This window comes from Paenibacillus sp. NPDC057886, from assembly GCF_042796655.1.
GTDB lineage: Bacteria > Bacillota > Bacilli > Paenibacillales > Paenibacillaceae > Paenibacillus.
In genome coordinates this window covers 363,641-378,290 of the sequence record NZ_JBHVMZ010000007.1, presented here as the reverse complement: position 1 = coordinate 378,290, position 14,650 = coordinate 363,641, and the positions used below count along the sequence as shown (strand labels likewise).

Genomic DNA, 14,650 nt, shown 5'->3' with positions numbered 1-14,650 from the left:
ACTACAATCATTATCGAGGGCAATGGAATTTAAAAAAGCTACCGCCTGCAAAATACAGACAGCAGCTTAAAGAAGTTGCCTAACCTTTTTTTTAATGTCCTTTACAGAGGGTACAATTTAACCTAGGGGCGCCCTTTTGAATTTAAAAATAGGAGTGACTGGCGCTACATTGGAAGGTGAAATCGATTCGTTAGCGTTGTCCAAACAATTGCTGCGCCGTTTCAATAAATAACCGGGATGCGGGAGAAGCATCGACAAGTGAAGGAACGGCAATTTCAATATTGCGGTAGGCTTTTGGCTCTGTGGGGAGTGCTTTGACACCCGGAGGCAGCCAGGACAGCGAGATTGCAGGCAGCATGGCGGTTCCGAGTCCCTGCTCAATCATGCTAAGGCAAGTGTTTACGTTATAGACCACAAACCCGAAATGTAATTCTGCATTTGCTCGATGGAAGAGATCTACAATCGGTACCTCGTAGCCGCCTTTGCAGATGATCATGGGATGCTTGTCCAGCATCTGTACGGGCAGAATTTCCTGATTCGCAAAAGGTTCATCGTCCCGGAACACGGCCAACATCTCCTCGCTATAAAGCGGAAGCGTCTCATAAGCAACATCTACTGACTCTTTGTCTGTTGCAATAATAAGAGCCACATCAATGGCCCGTGAGCTTAGCCATTCCTGAATTTCAAGGATGTTCCCCTCGTGCAGCTCAAACTGAATCTGAGGATAGCGGTCCCGAATCGAGCGGATGATTTTTGGCAGCAGATGGGCGGATGACATGGGGAATGAGCCAATACGAATCGTACCGATCTCCAACCCTTTTTCGGCGGCAACGACCTGCTGTACTTTATCAAATTGCTGTAAAATCCGGCGGAAAATGACCAAAATTCGCTGTCCCACATCCGTAAGCACAATGCCGTTCCTGCGATCCCGTATGATTAGAGTGACATCCAGTTCATTCTCCAGCGAAGAGATGGCCCGACTGACTGCGGGCTGCGTCATATTCAGTTCCTGGCCTGCACGGGTGAAACTTCCCGTCTCTGCAATTTTCACAAATAACTGCAACTGTGAGTTGTTCATAACAAATATGGTATGCTCCTTATGATTAACATGCATTTCAATTATTTCGATCACTATTGTATCATGGAGACACGGAGCGATCAAAGAACGGATGTAAAACGGGTCTGGATCGGAGTCCAAATGGTTTACAGGCACAGAAAGAGCGCAGGATAATGTGTACGATTGATTAAACTGCGCCTATAGATGTGTGCCGGATAGGAGAATAAACATATGGCTTTATCACGTGCAAAAGCAGGGTGGGTCCTGGCTTTTCTGGTACTCATGTGGGGCGTAAACTGGCCCCTGACCAAATACGCATTAAATTTTACACCGCCGCTTATATTCGCAGGCATGCGCCTGTTAATTGGGGGCTTGGTGCTGGGGTTGTATGCTTTTCCCCGCTACAAAACACTGCGACTGAAGCAAACCTGGCATATCTATGCCATATCTGCGGTGCTTAATATCATCTTCTTCTACGGCTTTCAGACCGTGGGGCTGACGGAAGTGCCGGCAGGATTATTTTCATCCATCGTGTTCCTGCAGCCTGTGCTGCTCGGAATTGGGGCATGGCTGTGGCTGGGCGAGTCCATGTATGGACTGAAGATTGCCGGATTGGTGCTCGGTTTTGCAGGGGTGGCTACGATCAGTATTGGTGGCATGACAGGCAAAGTATCCCCTGAAGGGGTTATGCTTGGGCTGTTCAGTGCAATTAGCTGGGCGATCGGGACCGTATATATGAAGCGAACTTCAATGAAGGTCGATGGAATCTGGATGACAGCCATTCCGATTCTGATCGGCGGAGTTGTTCTGACGTTGACGGGTACGGTCACAGAGAGCTGGGCTGATGTGCAGTGGGTGCTTCCTTTTATACTCGATATGCTGTTTATTTCGGTGTTTGTCATTGCTATGGGCTGGCTCGCGTTCTTCAAACTGGTCAGCTCCGGCGAAGCCAGCAAAGTAGGATCGTTCACGTTCCTCATTCCGCTGATTGCCCTGTTATGCAGTGTACTGTTCCTTGGGGAGTCGGTGACGGTCAATCTGATCGCAGGTCTGGTTATGATTATTGCCAGCATCCTGCTCGTGAATGTTAAAGTAAGAGGCAGCAAGGTGGCGAAAATATAAAGTTATGTGGCGATAATTCGGCTTGGCTGACAGGTAGTCTTTAATTAAAATTTTAAATATTTCATGAAAAATGACGTATGGATGATGCGCATGTACTAACGGGCGCACGATCTATACGTCATTATGTTTATCCGGGGAAATAACGCCTTTCTCCTTTTCATAGGCTTCAATATGCTGCTCAATCAGATACTCAATTTGCATCGCAATGGATCGTTTGTTTTTGTCAGCAATCACTTTAATTTTCTCAAAGTTCTTTTCTCGCAGCCTAAGTGTAAAGACTCTTTTGTCTGTAGCCATGAAATATAAAACTCCTCTAAAAATGATATTAATATTGTAGCATTACAAAATTATTCAATATACAATCATATTGACATCTAAGTGATGTCACTTTAGTATTTATATGCAAAGTGACGTCAATTTATAGGAGGGTTTATATGGAAGGGTTAGAGGATGTAATTAATGAGTTCAAAGCTCTTCGCACGGAGAGTCCCGGAGAGGTAATCATGTATAGTTCAGAAGAATACAAAAGGTTGATGCAAGAAAGTGATCGTTTATTTACGGAGCTATGTGAATATGTGCGGCCAGAGGGAGTGACGTTATTTTTGGATTATTGTAACGTAAGTACCCTTCTTCAATATATGACAGAGTCCGCAATGTACGAGCAGGGCTTCATAGATGGGTGCAGCATGCTGAATTTCATTTTTCATCAAAGTAAAATACATAAATCAGAGGATATCATTGCTCCTCAGAATGACAATGCAAAAAATGGGTAAGTTATATATAGGAACATCACCATGAATACGAAAAAGGAGGACTCCAGCATGACACAACAGAACAATCAACCTCAGGATGAGGCAGAAATCCGCAACAAATTGGATGAAGACGGGGATTCCTTGATGGAGAAAAAGAAAATTTTGAGCGGTGTGGATATTGAGCCGCAAGCGGACGAATGGTCTGCCAAGCCGTCACCAGTAGCATTTGATGAAGGTAAATCATCCAAAGAATAAGAGGAAACAAACATAGCTTGAAATGAAGCGGGTACCGTTAAGGTATCTGCTTTTTTATATCAGAAAGGTTCAGCAAGTTTCAGAGCATCATCTTCCCGATATCTTGTTGTATAATCATGGGAAACGTTTGTGAGAGGAGAATATGAAGATGAGTGTGATTAATATTAAACGGGCTGTCATCGGAGATTACACGGGAGTATCTGCACTAATGGATGAACTTCATCATTTGCATGTAGAGGCTCGGCCAGACGTATACAGAGAGTTGCAGACGAGAATGAGTCATAAGGAATATGAACAACTACTGGAAACGGATCATCGTTATCTCTATGTTGCGGAATGGCTGGAACAGGGTGAGATTGTTGGATATGCGAGCGCACAGTTAAATGTTATTCAGAATGTTGATTTGTTAATGGATCGAAAGATGTTATATATCAATGAGATCATCGTTGGCAGCAAACATCGCGGACATGGGACAGGCAAACTGTTGATGCAAGAATTAATCGAACTTGGCAAAGAAATGCAGGTCGACAGTGTTGAACTAACCGTGTCTACATTTAATACCGGTGCTCAGGCTTTCTATGAGCAATTGGGCCTGGCTGTGCGCAGCAGTAGAATGGAATACATACTATAATGTCCTGCTCTAAGGGACTTTGAAGCAATCCATAGTCTACAAAAGGAGCGAAACGATGAAAGCTATTTCAAATGAACAGATGGAACCAATCCGTATTTTGGAATCCGCAGAGGATATAGAATATCTTGCTCTCATTGTACGAAGACTATTAGGGGAATCTGGCGCGGTAGTGCATTCGTGGGACGCTGAATCCATCAATCCAGGCCAACTTAATTTCACCACATCGGGCATATATCGTATACATGGAGCGGCTACGGCGGGTGAAGCAGTGAGGCCGTGGTCTCTTATTCTAAAAATCATTAAACCAGATTCGTCGGAAAAAGAAGATGTATCCTACCATAATTACTGGAAAAGGGAAGCGGAGATTTTCACTTCTGGAATTCTTGATCATTTACCAAGGCGAGTTGTCGCACCAGATTGTTACGCGGTGCAGAATAGATTGGATGATACCATTGCACTGTGGATGGAAGACGTAGCCGGACATTATGAACGCACTCATGTATGGCATTTGGATGACTGGAGCTGGGTTGCTGAATGTCTTGGTGAGTTTCATGGCGCTTACTTGACGGAAACGGAGCTGCCTCAACATGAGTGGGTTTGTCCGGCTTGGCTGAAGTCTTGGGTTAGAGGCTGTCGTCAGTATTCTCCTGAAATCATCGAGCCTTGCTTCGAAAGGTCTGGAGATGATCCTGCGGAGGGTAGAGAGAAATATCCTGGTATGGAAAGTAAAATACATGATCAGGCTTATTTTATCTGGCGATGGTTTACGAAGTTCAGCGAGCAAATGGACGAGCTCTTGGTCTCATTGGAACGTCTGCCACGGGTGCTGTCACATCAGGATCTGGGACAAGGTAACATATTTTTGCCGTCAGAACGTAATCATGAAACTCTTCTTACTCTCATTGATTGGCAATTCATGAGTCTTTCTGGAATAGGAGAGGAATTGGGCAAGTTATATGGTGTCAACGCAAGTTTGGGTCACATAGCCGAAAAAGATGTTATACCAGCCAAAGAAAAATTGTTCGAGAGCTACATATACGGACTTCGAACAGCAGGCTGGTCGGGAGACGAACGAATTGCAAGATATGGTTATTGTGTAGGAGTAGCTGCCAGGAGCATGTGGGAAGTGCCTCAGTGGTTGAAATGGGTGGAGGAAATAAGGAGTTCTTCTAATCAAAATCATGAGCTTTTCAGCAAAATAGCGGCTCGCACCCAGATCATCTCCATTCAAATGGACATGGCGGCGGAGGCTGCTGCACTTGCTAACACTATATTTTTTGCAGAGAAGTAAATCGTATTCAGAAAAATAATGAAACAGTCTTGCATACCCCCATGGGGTATGTTATGGTTATAACAGAACGAAAGAAAAGGGGTGTTCGCGATGGAACATCAGAGCCATCCCAAGGAACCTTCGGATTCATCCATAACAGAAGTGAGTGAAGTCTCACAGACAGATGATCAGCAAGCCAATTCATGTCATACGGCAGGCAGTGACGGGAAGCATGTGCGCAAGAGCCATCACTCCCAAGAGATGAAGGGCAACCTGATTTCCCGTTTGAACCGTGTTGAAGGACAGATTCGCGGGATCAAGGGATTGATCGAGAAAGACACCTATTGTGATGATGTGCTGACGCAGATCGCGGCGGCTCAGTCCGCTCTCAATTCGGTAGGCAAGCTGTTGCTGGAAGGCCACATGAAGAGCTGTATCGTTGAGCGCATTCAGGCCGGAGAGCATGAGGTTGTGGATGAATTGTTGGTAACGGTAAGGAAGTTAATGAAGTAACTATTTTTGAATGAACTCATCATTTATATATCCAAGGAGGAACTACCCATGTCTAATATTACGTTGAATGTTACAGGAATGTCTTGCAATCACTGTGTGAAATCGGTTGAAGAAGCCGTGAAGAATGCGGGAGCGAATGGTCAGGTGGATCTGGCAGCAGGAACTGTAGCGGTTGAATATGACGAGCAAAAAGTCAATGTGGATCAGATCAAGGCAGCCATTGAAGATCAAGGGTATGACGTAGTCTAATTATTGCAGGCTTAAACTGAACTTCCCTTTGCATGGAAGGATTTCAATAGATCTTTCCATTAAATAAGTTCATTGTTTAAGCCTGATTTTGGTCTTTTATATACCCCTTGGGGGTATTGAACGTATGGATATATTTCATAAAGAAAGGAGCTAACAACATGGATAAGTCATCAGCAACGGAAAACGCAACAGCATCAGAACCCGTACCTTCACCGGAAGCAGCGGGATTACAGACAACACTGCAAATTACAGGTATGACCTGTGCTGCCTGCTCTACCCGGATTGAGAAGGGTTTGTCCCGAATGGAAGGGGTCAATCAGGCGAATGTTAACCTCGCCATAGAACAAGCCACGGTATCCTATGATCCGAAGACAACGAACATCAATGCTTTGCGGGATAAGGTGGAGGCGCTTGGCTACGGTACAGTAACGGAATCCGTGGATCTGGACATTACAGGCATGACCTGTGCTGCTTGTTCTGCTCGAATCGAAAAGGGTCTTTCCCGGTTGCCGGGTGTATCCCGCGCAAACGTGAATCTGGCACTGGAAACGGGACATGTGGAATTTGCAGCGGGAGCATTGAAGGCATCCGATATTACGGCGAAGATCAAGCAGCTTGGTTATGGCGCGGAATTGCAGCAGACACAGGAAGATACCCAATCGGTGCGCGAGCGTGAATTACAGCGCAAAAAGTGGAAATGGATGATCTCCGCCCTGTTATCTTTGCCGCTGCTTTGGGCCATGGTGGGTCACTTCTCATTCACCTCGTGGATCTGGGTACCGGATCTGTTTATGAACCCGTGGTTCCAACTGGTGTTGGCAACGCCGGTACAGTTTGTGATCGGATGGCAGTTCTATGTGGGAGCCTATAAAGCGCTCCGTAATGGCAGTGCCAATATGGATGTACTGGTTGCTTTGGGTACAAGTGCGGCTTTCTTTTACAGTCTGTATCTGACCCTGACGAGTGGTAATGTATCTTCGACCATGATGGATCATGGTGGGGCGGGAATGACAACAGCAGCCATGCCAACCGTGGAGCTTTATTATGAGACGAGTGCAATTCTGATTACATTGATCCTATTGGGAAAATGGTTCGAGGCTGTAGCCAAGGGGCGCTCCTCTCAGGCAATCAAGAGCCTCATCGAACTGGCTCCGCGTGAAGCCAGAGTGATTCGTGATGGACAGGAGGTTATTGTACCGTCGGCGTATGTCGCAGTAGGTGATCTGGTTCTGGTAAAACCCGGAGACAGCATTCCTGTGGATGGCATCGTGGAGGAAGGGCAATCTTCTGTCGACGAATCCATGTTAAGCGGAGAGAGCCTGCCCGTGGATAAAAAACCGGGGGACGCCGTTACAGGCGCTACGCTGAATAAAAATGGAGTACTAAGACTGCGTGCGACCCGCGTTGGTTCGGACACGGCGTTATCACAGATTATTAAAGTGGTTGAACAAGCACAGGGTTCCAAAGCCCCCATTCAGCGGATTGCCGATGTGATCTCAGGCATCTTTGTTCCGATTGTTGTAGGCATCGCGGCGATCACGTTCCTGATCTGGTATCTGTTCGCCAGTCCCGGTGACTTTGCCGGTTCGCTGGAGAAGGCGATTGCTGTACTTGTCATTGCCTGTCCTTGTGCGCTTGGACTTGCGACCCCAACGTCCATTATGGCTGGATCAGGACGTGCGGCTGAATATGGTGTGTTGTTCAAAGGAGGCGAACATCTGGAATCGGCACAGCAGATCCAGACCGTTGTACTGGACAAAACAGGTACAGTCACCCAAGGAAAGCCCGTGCTTACGGATGTGGTGACGGCTCCTGAATGGACGGAAGCAGAGCTGCTGCAACGAGTGGGAGCAGCAGAGCAGGGTTCGGAGCATCCTTTGGCTGAGGCCATTGTAGAAGGAATCCGAGGTAAAGGTCTGGAGATAATCCACTCAGAGCAGTTCGAGAACATTCCGGGATATGGCGTGCGAGCCCGGGTTCAGGGACAAGAGGTCCTGGTCGGGACACGCCGACTGCTTACGGATGCGAAGGTGAATGTATCCGAGGAAACCATGCAACAGATGAACAGCCTTGAAGAACAAGGGCGCACAGCGATGCTGGTCGCGGTGGATGGTCAATGGGCCGGGGTTGTTGCTGTAGCTGACACCATCAAGGAAACTTCACGGGAAGCCATTCAGCGGCTTCATGCCATGGGCATTGATGTCATCATGATTACGGGGGACAATGAGCGGACAGCACGCGCTGTAGCGGAGCAAGCCGGAATCAATAAAGTTCTGGCTGAGGTATTGCCTGAAGGTAAAGCGGCTGAAGTGAAGAAGCTTCAGGAGCGTGGCCTCAAGGTAGCGATGGTTGGGGATGGAATCAACGATGCTCCGGCGCTTGCTACAGCCGATATTGGTATGGCCATTGGAACGGGTACCGATGTAGCGATGGAAGCAGCAGATATTACGCTAATGCGCGGCGATCTGAACAGTATTGCAGATGCGATCGAGATGAGCCGACGCACCATGGGTAATATCAAACAGAACCTATTCTGGGCACTTGGTTATAACGTGATTGGGATTCCAATTGCAGCAGTGGGATTCCTGGCTCCTTGGTTGGCAGGTGCGGCCATGGCGTTCAGCTCTGTATCGGTTGTACTGAATTCGCTGCGTCTGCAACGAATGAAACTGAAAAGCAATGACTAATGTCCATTGAGGGACGTGATTCAACTTTTCATTATGCTCAAGATTAAGCATAGGGTGCGGTCCGCTACGGCGGACCGTGCTTTTTTTGTTGGAGAAAGATGGTTGAGATATGCTAAAGGAGCTGTCCTTTCCTTGTTAACAGAGGTGAGGATGTCAAGTGATGTCCTCTTATGAAATGGAATTCATTGTTTGTGAAACACATCTTTATCTTTCTGAACCTTTCAGAAATAGATTGACAATATAGACATATAGACTTAAAATTTAAAACGATCGTTTGATTTAAACAATCGTTTACATCAAATTCGAACTAATAAGTAATGGAGGACATCATTTATGTTGCAGGCTTTACGTATATTGTTGAAAAAACCGCCAGTAATTGTGGGGATCGTGACGGCACTTATGTTCCAAGTGATCTTCAGCGTGATCTGGATGACAGCATATTCCGGAGTGAATGACCGGATGAATGAATTGACGGTTGCCGTTGTCAATGAGGATGGAGAGCAGTCCAAGGGGATCGCAGATCGTATGGCTGAGACGCTTCCTTTTCATACCGTAACGAATCTGAGTGCTGCTGAAGCACTTGACCAGTTAAACCATCGCAAGATTCATATGGTGCTGAATATTCCTGCAGGATTTAACGAGCTGATTCAGACAGCCGGCTCCACTGCCGAAATTAAGTACACCATTAACGAGGCGAACCCGGTTACGATCAAAAGCATGATGCAAGGCGTCTCGCAAAGCGTGACGAACACGATTAACAAGCAAGCAACAGCTCAAGGTGTGCAGGCTGTTCTTACGGCTTCCGGAGCTCCTGCAGATCAGGCAGCTGAAGCTGCTGCCAACCTGACTACCCGTGTGGAAGGGACAACCACTTCCATGAATCCGGTTAACGGCATGAACAACCAGATGGTGCCGATGATGATGGTACTCGCTTCTTATGTGGGAGCCATGATTATGGGTATGAACCTGCAGACAGCGATGGGTATGCTGTCCGCTACTCACTCCCGCTGGACATTGTTCGGTGCCAGAGTGGTTATTAATCTCGGGTCTGCTCTTGTGGTTTCCCTGCTGGGATCGTCACTGATTGTGTCGCTGGGCGGACAGATCGAGCAAGGATTTATCGCATTCTGGTTGTTCCAGGCGTTGTTCCTCTGCACATTCATGTTCTTCTCCCAGTTCTTCCTGATTTGCTTTGGACCGGCGGGAAGTTTGTTCAACATCATTTCACTGTCGCTGCAACTGGTATCTTCTGGTGCAATGGTGCCACGTGAATTGCTGAACAGCTTCTACAGTGGTATTGGTCAGTATCTGCCAGCCACATATGCCGTTCAAGGTGTTCTGAGCGCTCAACTGGGCGGACCTGGAGTTCAATCCGCTGCTGGCTCGATTGTTATTGTATTGCTGGTTGCTGTAGCCCTCTCCCTGGTGGTGACGTTGTTGAAAAAACAACGCATGCCAGCTGGGGCACCAAGCCCGGCTCAAATGAACAGCTAATATTGCAGACATAATGGTTGTTCTTCATAGGATATGATCAAGCACCCCGGTGATTTTCACCGGGGTGCTTGGTTTAATAGTAGGTTGAGGTGGCTAGGTTTGCAGGACCACAGGCGGCACACCTTGCGCTTTGATGCACAAACTTTCATAATGAAACGATAGAGTAGTCTCGCTGCAGCCCGGTGAGCTGGAGCAAATGAATAGAACGGACAAGAGGAGCGGACGGAATGACGGAACCGGAATTGGATATAAAAACGAGGATTTTGCTTGCAGCCAAGAAGCTTTTTGCACAGCAGGGGTATGACGGGACAAGTGTTCGTCAAATCTGTGATGAGGCGGGTGCGAATGTATCGCTGGTCTCGTATCATTTTGGCGGAAAAGAAAAGGTGTTTGAAGCATTATTTGAGCACTTTTTTCCTGATCATATGATGAACGAGTTGGCTGAAGAGTCCATGTCCTCCCCCGTGGAGGGTATCCGACGAATCATTGGTGAAGTTGTAAAGTTCACAATGACGGACCGGGAGATGAGCGATATTGTGCAGCTTGAAATTACGCTGCGTACCCATCGCACAGCTACCGTGTTTCGTTTTTTGGACCCCGTCTGGACCAAAGTGAGGGAACTGCTGCAAGAAGGCAAGGAGCAGGGCGTGTTTCAGATCGAGTCCGTATCTTATGCGATGCTTCAGGTCATGGGTGTGGCTTTGGCACACAAACGGGCCAAGAACTCACGGTTTAGCTTTGACTATCAGGACATGAACACAGATGAGCTGGCCGAGCAGACCATTGAATTCGTACTACGAGGATTAGGAGTGAATAGCAATGAACGAAACCATTGAATTGATGATGAAACACCGCTCTGTGCGGAAATTCAAGCCAGACCCTGTAAGTGAGGAGCAGCTGGCAGCAATCGTGGCGGCCGGGCAGATGGCTTCCTCTTCAAGTAGTGTGCAGGCCTATACTATAATTGCTGTTACCGAACAGGAGCAGAAGGCCAAATTGGCTGAATTGGCAGGCAATCAGTCTTACGTCAACGAATGCCCTGTGTTTCTCGTATGGTGTGCTGACCTTTATCGGCTGAGTGATGCTGCCAAGCGCCATTTGCCCCAAAAGGAATCCTATGAGGACTCCACTGAAAACTTTATGGTGGCCACAATCGATGTTGCACTCGCATCGCAAAATGCGGCGCTTGCAGCAGAGTCACTGGGTTTCGGGATTGTATATATTGGCGGGCTGCGTAACCGCATTGAGGAAGTGAGCGGAGTATTGGGCTTGCCTGACGGCGTCTATCCAGTATACGGCATGTGTATTGGTGTTGCTGATCAGGAGACGGGCATTCGTCCGCGTCTACCGCTTGATGCCGTCTTACACCATGGCCGCTATAACGCCGAGCAGACCCTCAAAGGCGTCGAGAGCTATGATGAAACGACCGCTGCTTACATGAAGGAGCGCACCCAAGGGGAACGTTCTACACCGTGGTCCGAATTGATGGCTAAACGTCTCACAGAGCCGGCACGTCTACAGATGAAGCCATTCCTCGAAGGCAAAGGATTCTTGAAACGTTAAGGGTGAACCTCAAAGAAGTCAGTTCGGTGGATGCCGAATTGACTTCTTTTTTTGGTGCTGCACCTATTACGTTGAGAAGTCAGCACAAGGATAGACGCCAAGTTGAATCATGATTTGCTATCTTATCCGTTCGTTCGCACGAGCTGCGAATGCATCTAAGGCAGATCGTAGAAGCGTTTCGTATTCTGATAAAAGAGACGCACAGCCCGCTCGGTTCCCATACCGGTCACTTCGCTCCACGCCTGAATGACCTGTCGGGTCATGGCAGGGTGAGTCATTCTTCCCTGAAAAGGCCCTTCGAAGGTCCAAGGTCCATCGGTTTCTGCCATGACCTGCTCGGCAGGATACCGGCGGGCCAGTTCGCGTATTTCCTCTTCATATATGATATCCGGTGTAAATGAGACGAAGTAGCCGTTGTCAGCCATCCGCTGAACAGTCTGCGTCGAACCTTTGAACCAGTGAAAATGGGCCCGACGATGATGATATTGCTCCAGCAGGTCACAGGCGATATCGGCATCTTCGTATACAGCGTGTAGTACAATCGGTTTACCGTGCCGTTTCGCCAACTGGATAAATTGCTCCAACAGATCAATATAGCGGCTCTGATCAAAGCGTTGTCCCATCTGTTCGGCTTCCTGCCGGTTGTAATAAGGCAATCCGACCTCCCCAATCGCTATGGCTTGTCCCATATGCTTTTCAATCCATTCGAAGAACAGATTCTGTTCTGCCAGGGACGGCAGGGGCTGCTCGGGATGGAAACCAAAGGCCGGATATACGGTGCGGGGGTATTGTGAAGCTAGTTCCAGGTTGGTCTGGGCAGACGCCAAATTCATGGAAACAGCGATGACGGCTTCAACCTGCTGGGATGAGAAGGAATGCAGCATCTCACGTTGTTCTTCAGGTGTATATTTGTCCAGGTGAAGATGAGCATCGATCAAGGGTGCAAAAGCTGTTGATTGCATGGATGGACCCCTCCTTTTTGTCTTTTATCAATGATACGCAGAGTAGTTTGTCTTGGATCACCCATTTAAGGGGAATAATAACTTAAAAACCCGCACTATTTAGATAGGCGGGTTTTCTGCTGTTCTTCTCTCATCCACTGGGAAATCTGCCGTTTGCGTTCAAGAAAAGCAGATTCCTCCGTAATCGCTTCGCGACGTGGACGATCAAAGGGAACATCGACCTCGTGAAGTACAGCCGCAGGCCGATTCGATAAAACATAGATACGGTCAGCAAGCAATAATGCTTCCTCGATATTATGCGTAATGAACAACACCGAGCGGCGGTTCTGTTCCCAGATATCGAGCAGCCAGCGCTGCATGTCGCTGCGGGTCAGTGCATCCAGCGCACTGAAAGGCTCGTCCAGCAGCATCAGCTCCTGCGGACTGAGCAGGGCGCGCAGAAATGCAACCCGCTGCTGCATGCCGCCCGATAACATATGCGGATAGGCTTGTTCGAATCCGGCCAGTCCGACACTGCCCAGCCATTCCCGGGCATCTGCAAGCGCCTTAGCCCGGGGTGGTGCATCCGCAGACACTTCACCTGCAAGCAGCACATTGTCCTCAATGGTACGCCATGGGAAGAGGGCAGGCTGCTGCGGCATATAGCTAATCTTGCCGCGTTGTCCGGTAACATCCTGACCATTCATCAGGATCTGGCCCTCCTGTGGTTTCAGCAGGCCGCCGATGATGTGAAACAGGGTGCTTTTGCCGCAGCCGGAAGGGCCGACGATGGCTACGAATTCCCCTTGTTCCACGGTCAGGGACAGGTCATCCAGAACGGGTAAAATGCTGCGCCGCTCGCGGAACGAAGCATGCACGCTCAGCACTTCTAACGCTGGTGATGAATGATGTGCATTTAAGGTCACGGCTCCATGTTCAGGAACTCTGTTACGCGTTGGAGTGGTTGCACCTTCATCCGGGGCAGCAGTTACCCGCTCGTTGTGTTCGGGTGTCATTTTGTCATCACTTCCTAACCTTTAGATGGGGCATATTTCAACATTATCGCTTCTGCGGCCGCCAGCGAACGAGCAATTTCTCAAGTAGGGCAATGAGCAGGAAGAGCAGCAGACTCAATGCCACAATAATCATGATTGCCACGAAAAGACGATCCGTCCGATAGGCCGATTTTTGCAGCATCATATAATAGCCGATGCCCTTATCTGCACCGATCCATTCAGCGATGATGGCACCCATGACGCTGTACGTAGCGGCAATTTTAATCCCCGAGAACACCGAAGGCAGCGCATGTGGCAGTTCGAGCTTCCAGAAAATTTGGCCACGTTTTGCACCAGCCATGCGCATATAGTTCATCATCGCCGCATCGGTGCGGGTCAACCCGTCCATGGCAGCTACAGCCACCGGGAAGAAGCAGACCAGGATGATGGTAATCAGTTTGGGCAGCAGTCCAAATCCGAACCAGATCAGCAAGAGCGGAGCAAGCGCGATGGTCGGTATATTTTGACTAAGAATAAGTAATGGATAGAGTGCAGATTTCAAAAATGGAATCAAATGCAGCACCATCGCAATCAGTAATCCCACGAGCGTACCTGCTGCGAACCCAATCAATGTCAGCTGGATTGTTGCCCATGCATGCATGCCAAGTCGATCGGCTTGGGACGCTGCTTCATGGGCGATGTCCGAAGGCGCAGGCAGCATCCATTTCTCAATATGGAATAGGGAGACGGCTCCCTGCCATATCGCTATAAAGAGAATAACCGCCACAAAGGGCGGCCATACGCTTTTCCAATAGGCATGCATTAGCGATATTTCTCCGTCAGGGTGTCCATGCTGAAGCCGCTTGGGCTATGGGCGATCTTGATCTGTGAGATGATGCTCGGACTGCCGGCTTCCACAAGAACTTCGTGCATTTTTCGGACAACCTCCAGCAGTTCCTCCAGTTCTCCCTCCATCGTGGTATCCAGTGGATTAACCTGATATTTCAAGCCGGACTGCTGAATAACTTCAATGGCACGATCAACGTAAGGATAAGAATTTTCGCCATTTGGCGTTTTGGGAATGACTTGAATGCTGAGTAGTGTACTTGCCATGAAAGATC

General features: G+C 48.2%; 17 protein-coding genes. 11 read left to right on the top strand and 6 right to left on the bottom strand.

Annotated elements, in window-relative coordinates; genetic code table 11:
* Positions 1-190: 190 nt before the first annotated feature.
* Complete coding sequence (locus ACFVQB_RS24730) at positions 191-1,078, bottom strand: LysR family transcriptional regulator (RefSeq protein WP_379445471.1); 888 nt, start codon at positions 1,076-1,078, stop codon at positions 191-193.
* A gap of 210 nt (positions 1,079-1,288) precedes the next feature.
* Here ACFVQB_RS24730 and ACFVQB_RS24725 point away from each other — a divergent pair, with 210 nt between their 5' ends.
* A complete protein-coding gene (locus ACFVQB_RS24725; RefSeq protein ID WP_379445469.1) occupies positions 1,289-2,179 on the top strand; it encodes a DMT family transporter in 891 nt (296 codons plus the stop codon).
* Positions 2,180-2,290: 111 nt separating this feature from the next.
* Here ACFVQB_RS24725 and ACFVQB_RS24720 read toward each other — a convergent pair whose 3' ends face one another.
* Entirely contained in the window at positions 2,291-2,476 is a 186-nt protein-coding gene (locus tag ACFVQB_RS24720) for a hypothetical protein (RefSeq protein WP_090999551.1), read from the bottom strand.
* A gap of 137 nt (positions 2,477-2,613) precedes the next feature.
* Between ACFVQB_RS24720 and ACFVQB_RS24715 the strand changes: the two genes are divergently transcribed.
* The 10 genes from ACFVQB_RS24715 (at position 2,614) to nfsA (ending at position 11,593) form a co-directional block, all read left to right on the top strand.
* Positions 2,614-2,952: a DUF6809 family protein gene (locus ACFVQB_RS24715; protein WP_379445466.1), complete on the top strand. Its 339-nt coding sequence runs from the start codon at positions 2,614-2,616 to the stop codon at positions 2,950-2,952.
* Between the two features lie 48 nt (positions 2,953-3,000).
* Positions 3,001-3,186 (top strand): hypothetical protein, encoded by a 186-nt coding sequence (locus tag ACFVQB_RS24710; RefSeq protein ID WP_062322497.1) that lies wholly within the window; start codon positions 3,001-3,003, stop codon positions 3,184-3,186.
* 148 nt (positions 3,187-3,334) lie between these two features.
* The gene (locus ACFVQB_RS24705) at positions 3,335-3,817 is read left to right on the top strand and encodes a GNAT family N-acetyltransferase (RefSeq protein ID WP_379445464.1); all 483 of its coding nucleotides are present in this window, start codon (positions 3,335-3,337) and stop codon (positions 3,815-3,817) included.
* Between the two features lie 55 nt (positions 3,818-3,872).
* The gene (locus tag ACFVQB_RS24700) at positions 3,873-5,108 is read left to right on the top strand and encodes a phosphotransferase (protein WP_379445461.1); all 1,236 of its coding nucleotides are present in this window, start codon (positions 3,873-3,875) and stop codon (positions 5,106-5,108) included.
* A gap of 90 nt (positions 5,109-5,198) precedes the next feature.
* Entirely contained in the window at positions 5,199-5,600 is a 402-nt protein-coding gene (locus ACFVQB_RS24695) for a metal-sensitive transcriptional regulator (RefSeq protein WP_379445459.1), read from the top strand.
* A 48-nt stretch (positions 5,601-5,648) separates the two neighbouring features.
* Complete coding sequence (locus ACFVQB_RS24690; protein ID WP_053779829.1) at positions 5,649-5,849, top strand: copper ion binding protein; 201 nt, start codon at positions 5,649-5,651, stop codon at positions 5,847-5,849.
* Between the two features lie 158 nt (positions 5,850-6,007).
* Positions 6,008-8,536: a heavy metal translocating P-type ATPase gene (locus ACFVQB_RS24685; RefSeq protein ID WP_483874960.1), complete on the top strand. Its 2,529-nt coding sequence runs from the start codon at positions 6,008-6,010 to the stop codon at positions 8,534-8,536.
* A gap of 333 nt (positions 8,537-8,869) precedes the next feature.
* A complete protein-coding gene (locus ACFVQB_RS24680; RefSeq protein WP_379445456.1) occupies positions 8,870-10,030 on the top strand; it encodes a YhgE/Pip domain-containing protein in 1,161 nt (386 codons plus the stop codon).
* A gap of 227 nt (positions 10,031-10,257) precedes the next feature.
* A complete protein-coding gene (locus tag ACFVQB_RS24675; RefSeq protein ID WP_379445454.1) occupies positions 10,258-10,866 on the top strand; it encodes a TetR family transcriptional regulator in 609 nt (202 codons plus the stop codon).
* Positions 10,850-11,593 carry an oxygen-insensitive NADPH nitroreductase gene (nfsA, locus tag ACFVQB_RS24670; RefSeq protein ID WP_379445451.1) on the top strand — a complete coding sequence of 248 codons (744 nt, stop codon included), beginning with the start codon at positions 10,850-10,852 and terminating at the stop codon, positions 11,591-11,593. Before ACFVQB_RS24675 ends, nfsA begins: the two co-directional genes overlap by 17 nt.
* Before the next feature lie 155 nt (positions 11,594-11,748).
* Here the strand turns inward: nfsA and ACFVQB_RS24665 are convergent, their stop codons facing one another.
* The 4 genes from ACFVQB_RS24665 to ACFVQB_RS24650 form a co-directional block, all read right to left on the bottom strand.
* On the bottom strand, positions 11,749-12,555 hold the full coding sequence (locus tag ACFVQB_RS24665) for a TatD family hydrolase (RefSeq protein ID WP_379445449.1): 807 nt from the start codon (positions 12,553-12,555) through the stop codon (positions 11,749-11,751).
* Between the two features lie 95 nt (positions 12,556-12,650).
* Complete coding sequence (locus tag ACFVQB_RS24660; RefSeq protein WP_379445447.1) at positions 12,651-13,550, bottom strand: ABC transporter ATP-binding protein; 900 nt, start codon at positions 13,548-13,550, stop codon at positions 12,651-12,653.
* A gap of 43 nt (positions 13,551-13,593) precedes the next feature.
* The gene (locus ACFVQB_RS24655) at positions 13,594-14,352 is read right to left on the bottom strand and encodes an ABC transporter permease (protein ID WP_090904114.1); all 759 of its coding nucleotides are present in this window, start codon (positions 14,350-14,352) and stop codon (positions 13,594-13,596) included.
* On the bottom strand, positions 14,352-14,642 hold the full coding sequence (locus tag ACFVQB_RS24650; protein ID WP_024632265.1) for a thiamine-binding protein: 291 nt from the start codon (positions 14,640-14,642) through the stop codon (positions 14,352-14,354). Before ACFVQB_RS24650 ends, ACFVQB_RS24655 begins: the two co-directional genes overlap by 1 nt.
* Positions 14,643-14,650 lie beyond the last annotated feature (8 nt).

What these genes read in the sequence shown, in the direction of transcription:
- ACFVQB_RS24730 (WP_379445471.1), bottom strand. Translation starts at nt 1,078, where the DNA reads ATGAACAACTCACAGTTGCAGTTATTTGTGAAAATTGCAGAGACGGGA.
- ACFVQB_RS24725 (WP_379445469.1), top strand. Translation starts at nt 1,289, where the DNA reads ATGGCTTTATCACGTGCAAAAGCAGGGTGGGTCCTGGCTTTTCTGGTA.
- ACFVQB_RS24720 (WP_090999551.1), bottom strand. Translation starts at nt 2,476, where the DNA reads ATGGCTACAGACAAAAGAGTCTTTACACTTAGGCTGCGAGAAAAGAAC.
- ACFVQB_RS24715 (WP_379445466.1), top strand. Translation starts at nt 2,614, where the DNA reads ATGGAAGGGTTAGAGGATGTAATTAATGAGTTCAAAGCTCTTCGCACG.
- ACFVQB_RS24710 (WP_062322497.1), top strand. Translation starts at nt 3,001, where the DNA reads ATGACACAACAGAACAATCAACCTCAGGATGAGGCAGAAATCCGCAAC.
- ACFVQB_RS24705 (WP_379445464.1), top strand. Translation starts at nt 3,335, where the DNA reads ATGAGTGTGATTAATATTAAACGGGCTGTCATCGGAGATTACACGGGA.
- ACFVQB_RS24700 (WP_379445461.1), top strand. Translation starts at nt 3,873, where the DNA reads ATGAAAGCTATTTCAAATGAACAGATGGAACCAATCCGTATTTTGGAA.
- ACFVQB_RS24695 (WP_379445459.1), top strand. Translation starts at nt 5,199, where the DNA reads ATGGAACATCAGAGCCATCCCAAGGAACCTTCGGATTCATCCATAACA.
- ACFVQB_RS24690 (WP_053779829.1), top strand. Translation starts at nt 5,649, where the DNA reads ATGTCTAATATTACGTTGAATGTTACAGGAATGTCTTGCAATCACTGT.
- ACFVQB_RS24685 (WP_483874960.1), top strand. Translation starts at nt 6,008, where the DNA reads ATGGATAAGTCATCAGCAACGGAAAACGCAACAGCATCAGAACCCGTA.
- ACFVQB_RS24680 (WP_379445456.1), top strand. Translation starts at nt 8,870, where the DNA reads ATGTTGCAGGCTTTACGTATATTGTTGAAAAAACCGCCAGTAATTGTG.
- ACFVQB_RS24675 (WP_379445454.1), top strand. Translation starts at nt 10,258, where the DNA reads ATGACGGAACCGGAATTGGATATAAAAACGAGGATTTTGCTTGCAGCC.
- nfsA (WP_379445451.1), top strand. Translation starts at nt 10,850, where the DNA reads ATGAACGAAACCATTGAATTGATGATGAAACACCGCTCTGTGCGGAAA.
- ACFVQB_RS24665 (WP_379445449.1), bottom strand. Translation starts at nt 12,555, where the DNA reads ATGCAATCAACAGCTTTTGCACCCTTGATCGATGCTCATCTTCACCTG.
- ACFVQB_RS24660 (WP_379445447.1), bottom strand. Translation starts at nt 13,550, where the DNA reads ATGACACCCGAACACAACGAGCGGGTAACTGCTGCCCCGGATGAAGGT.
- ACFVQB_RS24655 (WP_090904114.1), bottom strand. Translation starts at nt 14,352, where the DNA reads ATGCATGCCTATTGGAAAAGCGTATGGCCGCCCTTTGTGGCGGTTATT.
- ACFVQB_RS24650 (WP_024632265.1), bottom strand. Translation starts at nt 14,642, where the DNA reads ATGGCAAGTACACTACTCAGCATTCAAGTCATTCCCAAAACGCCAAAT.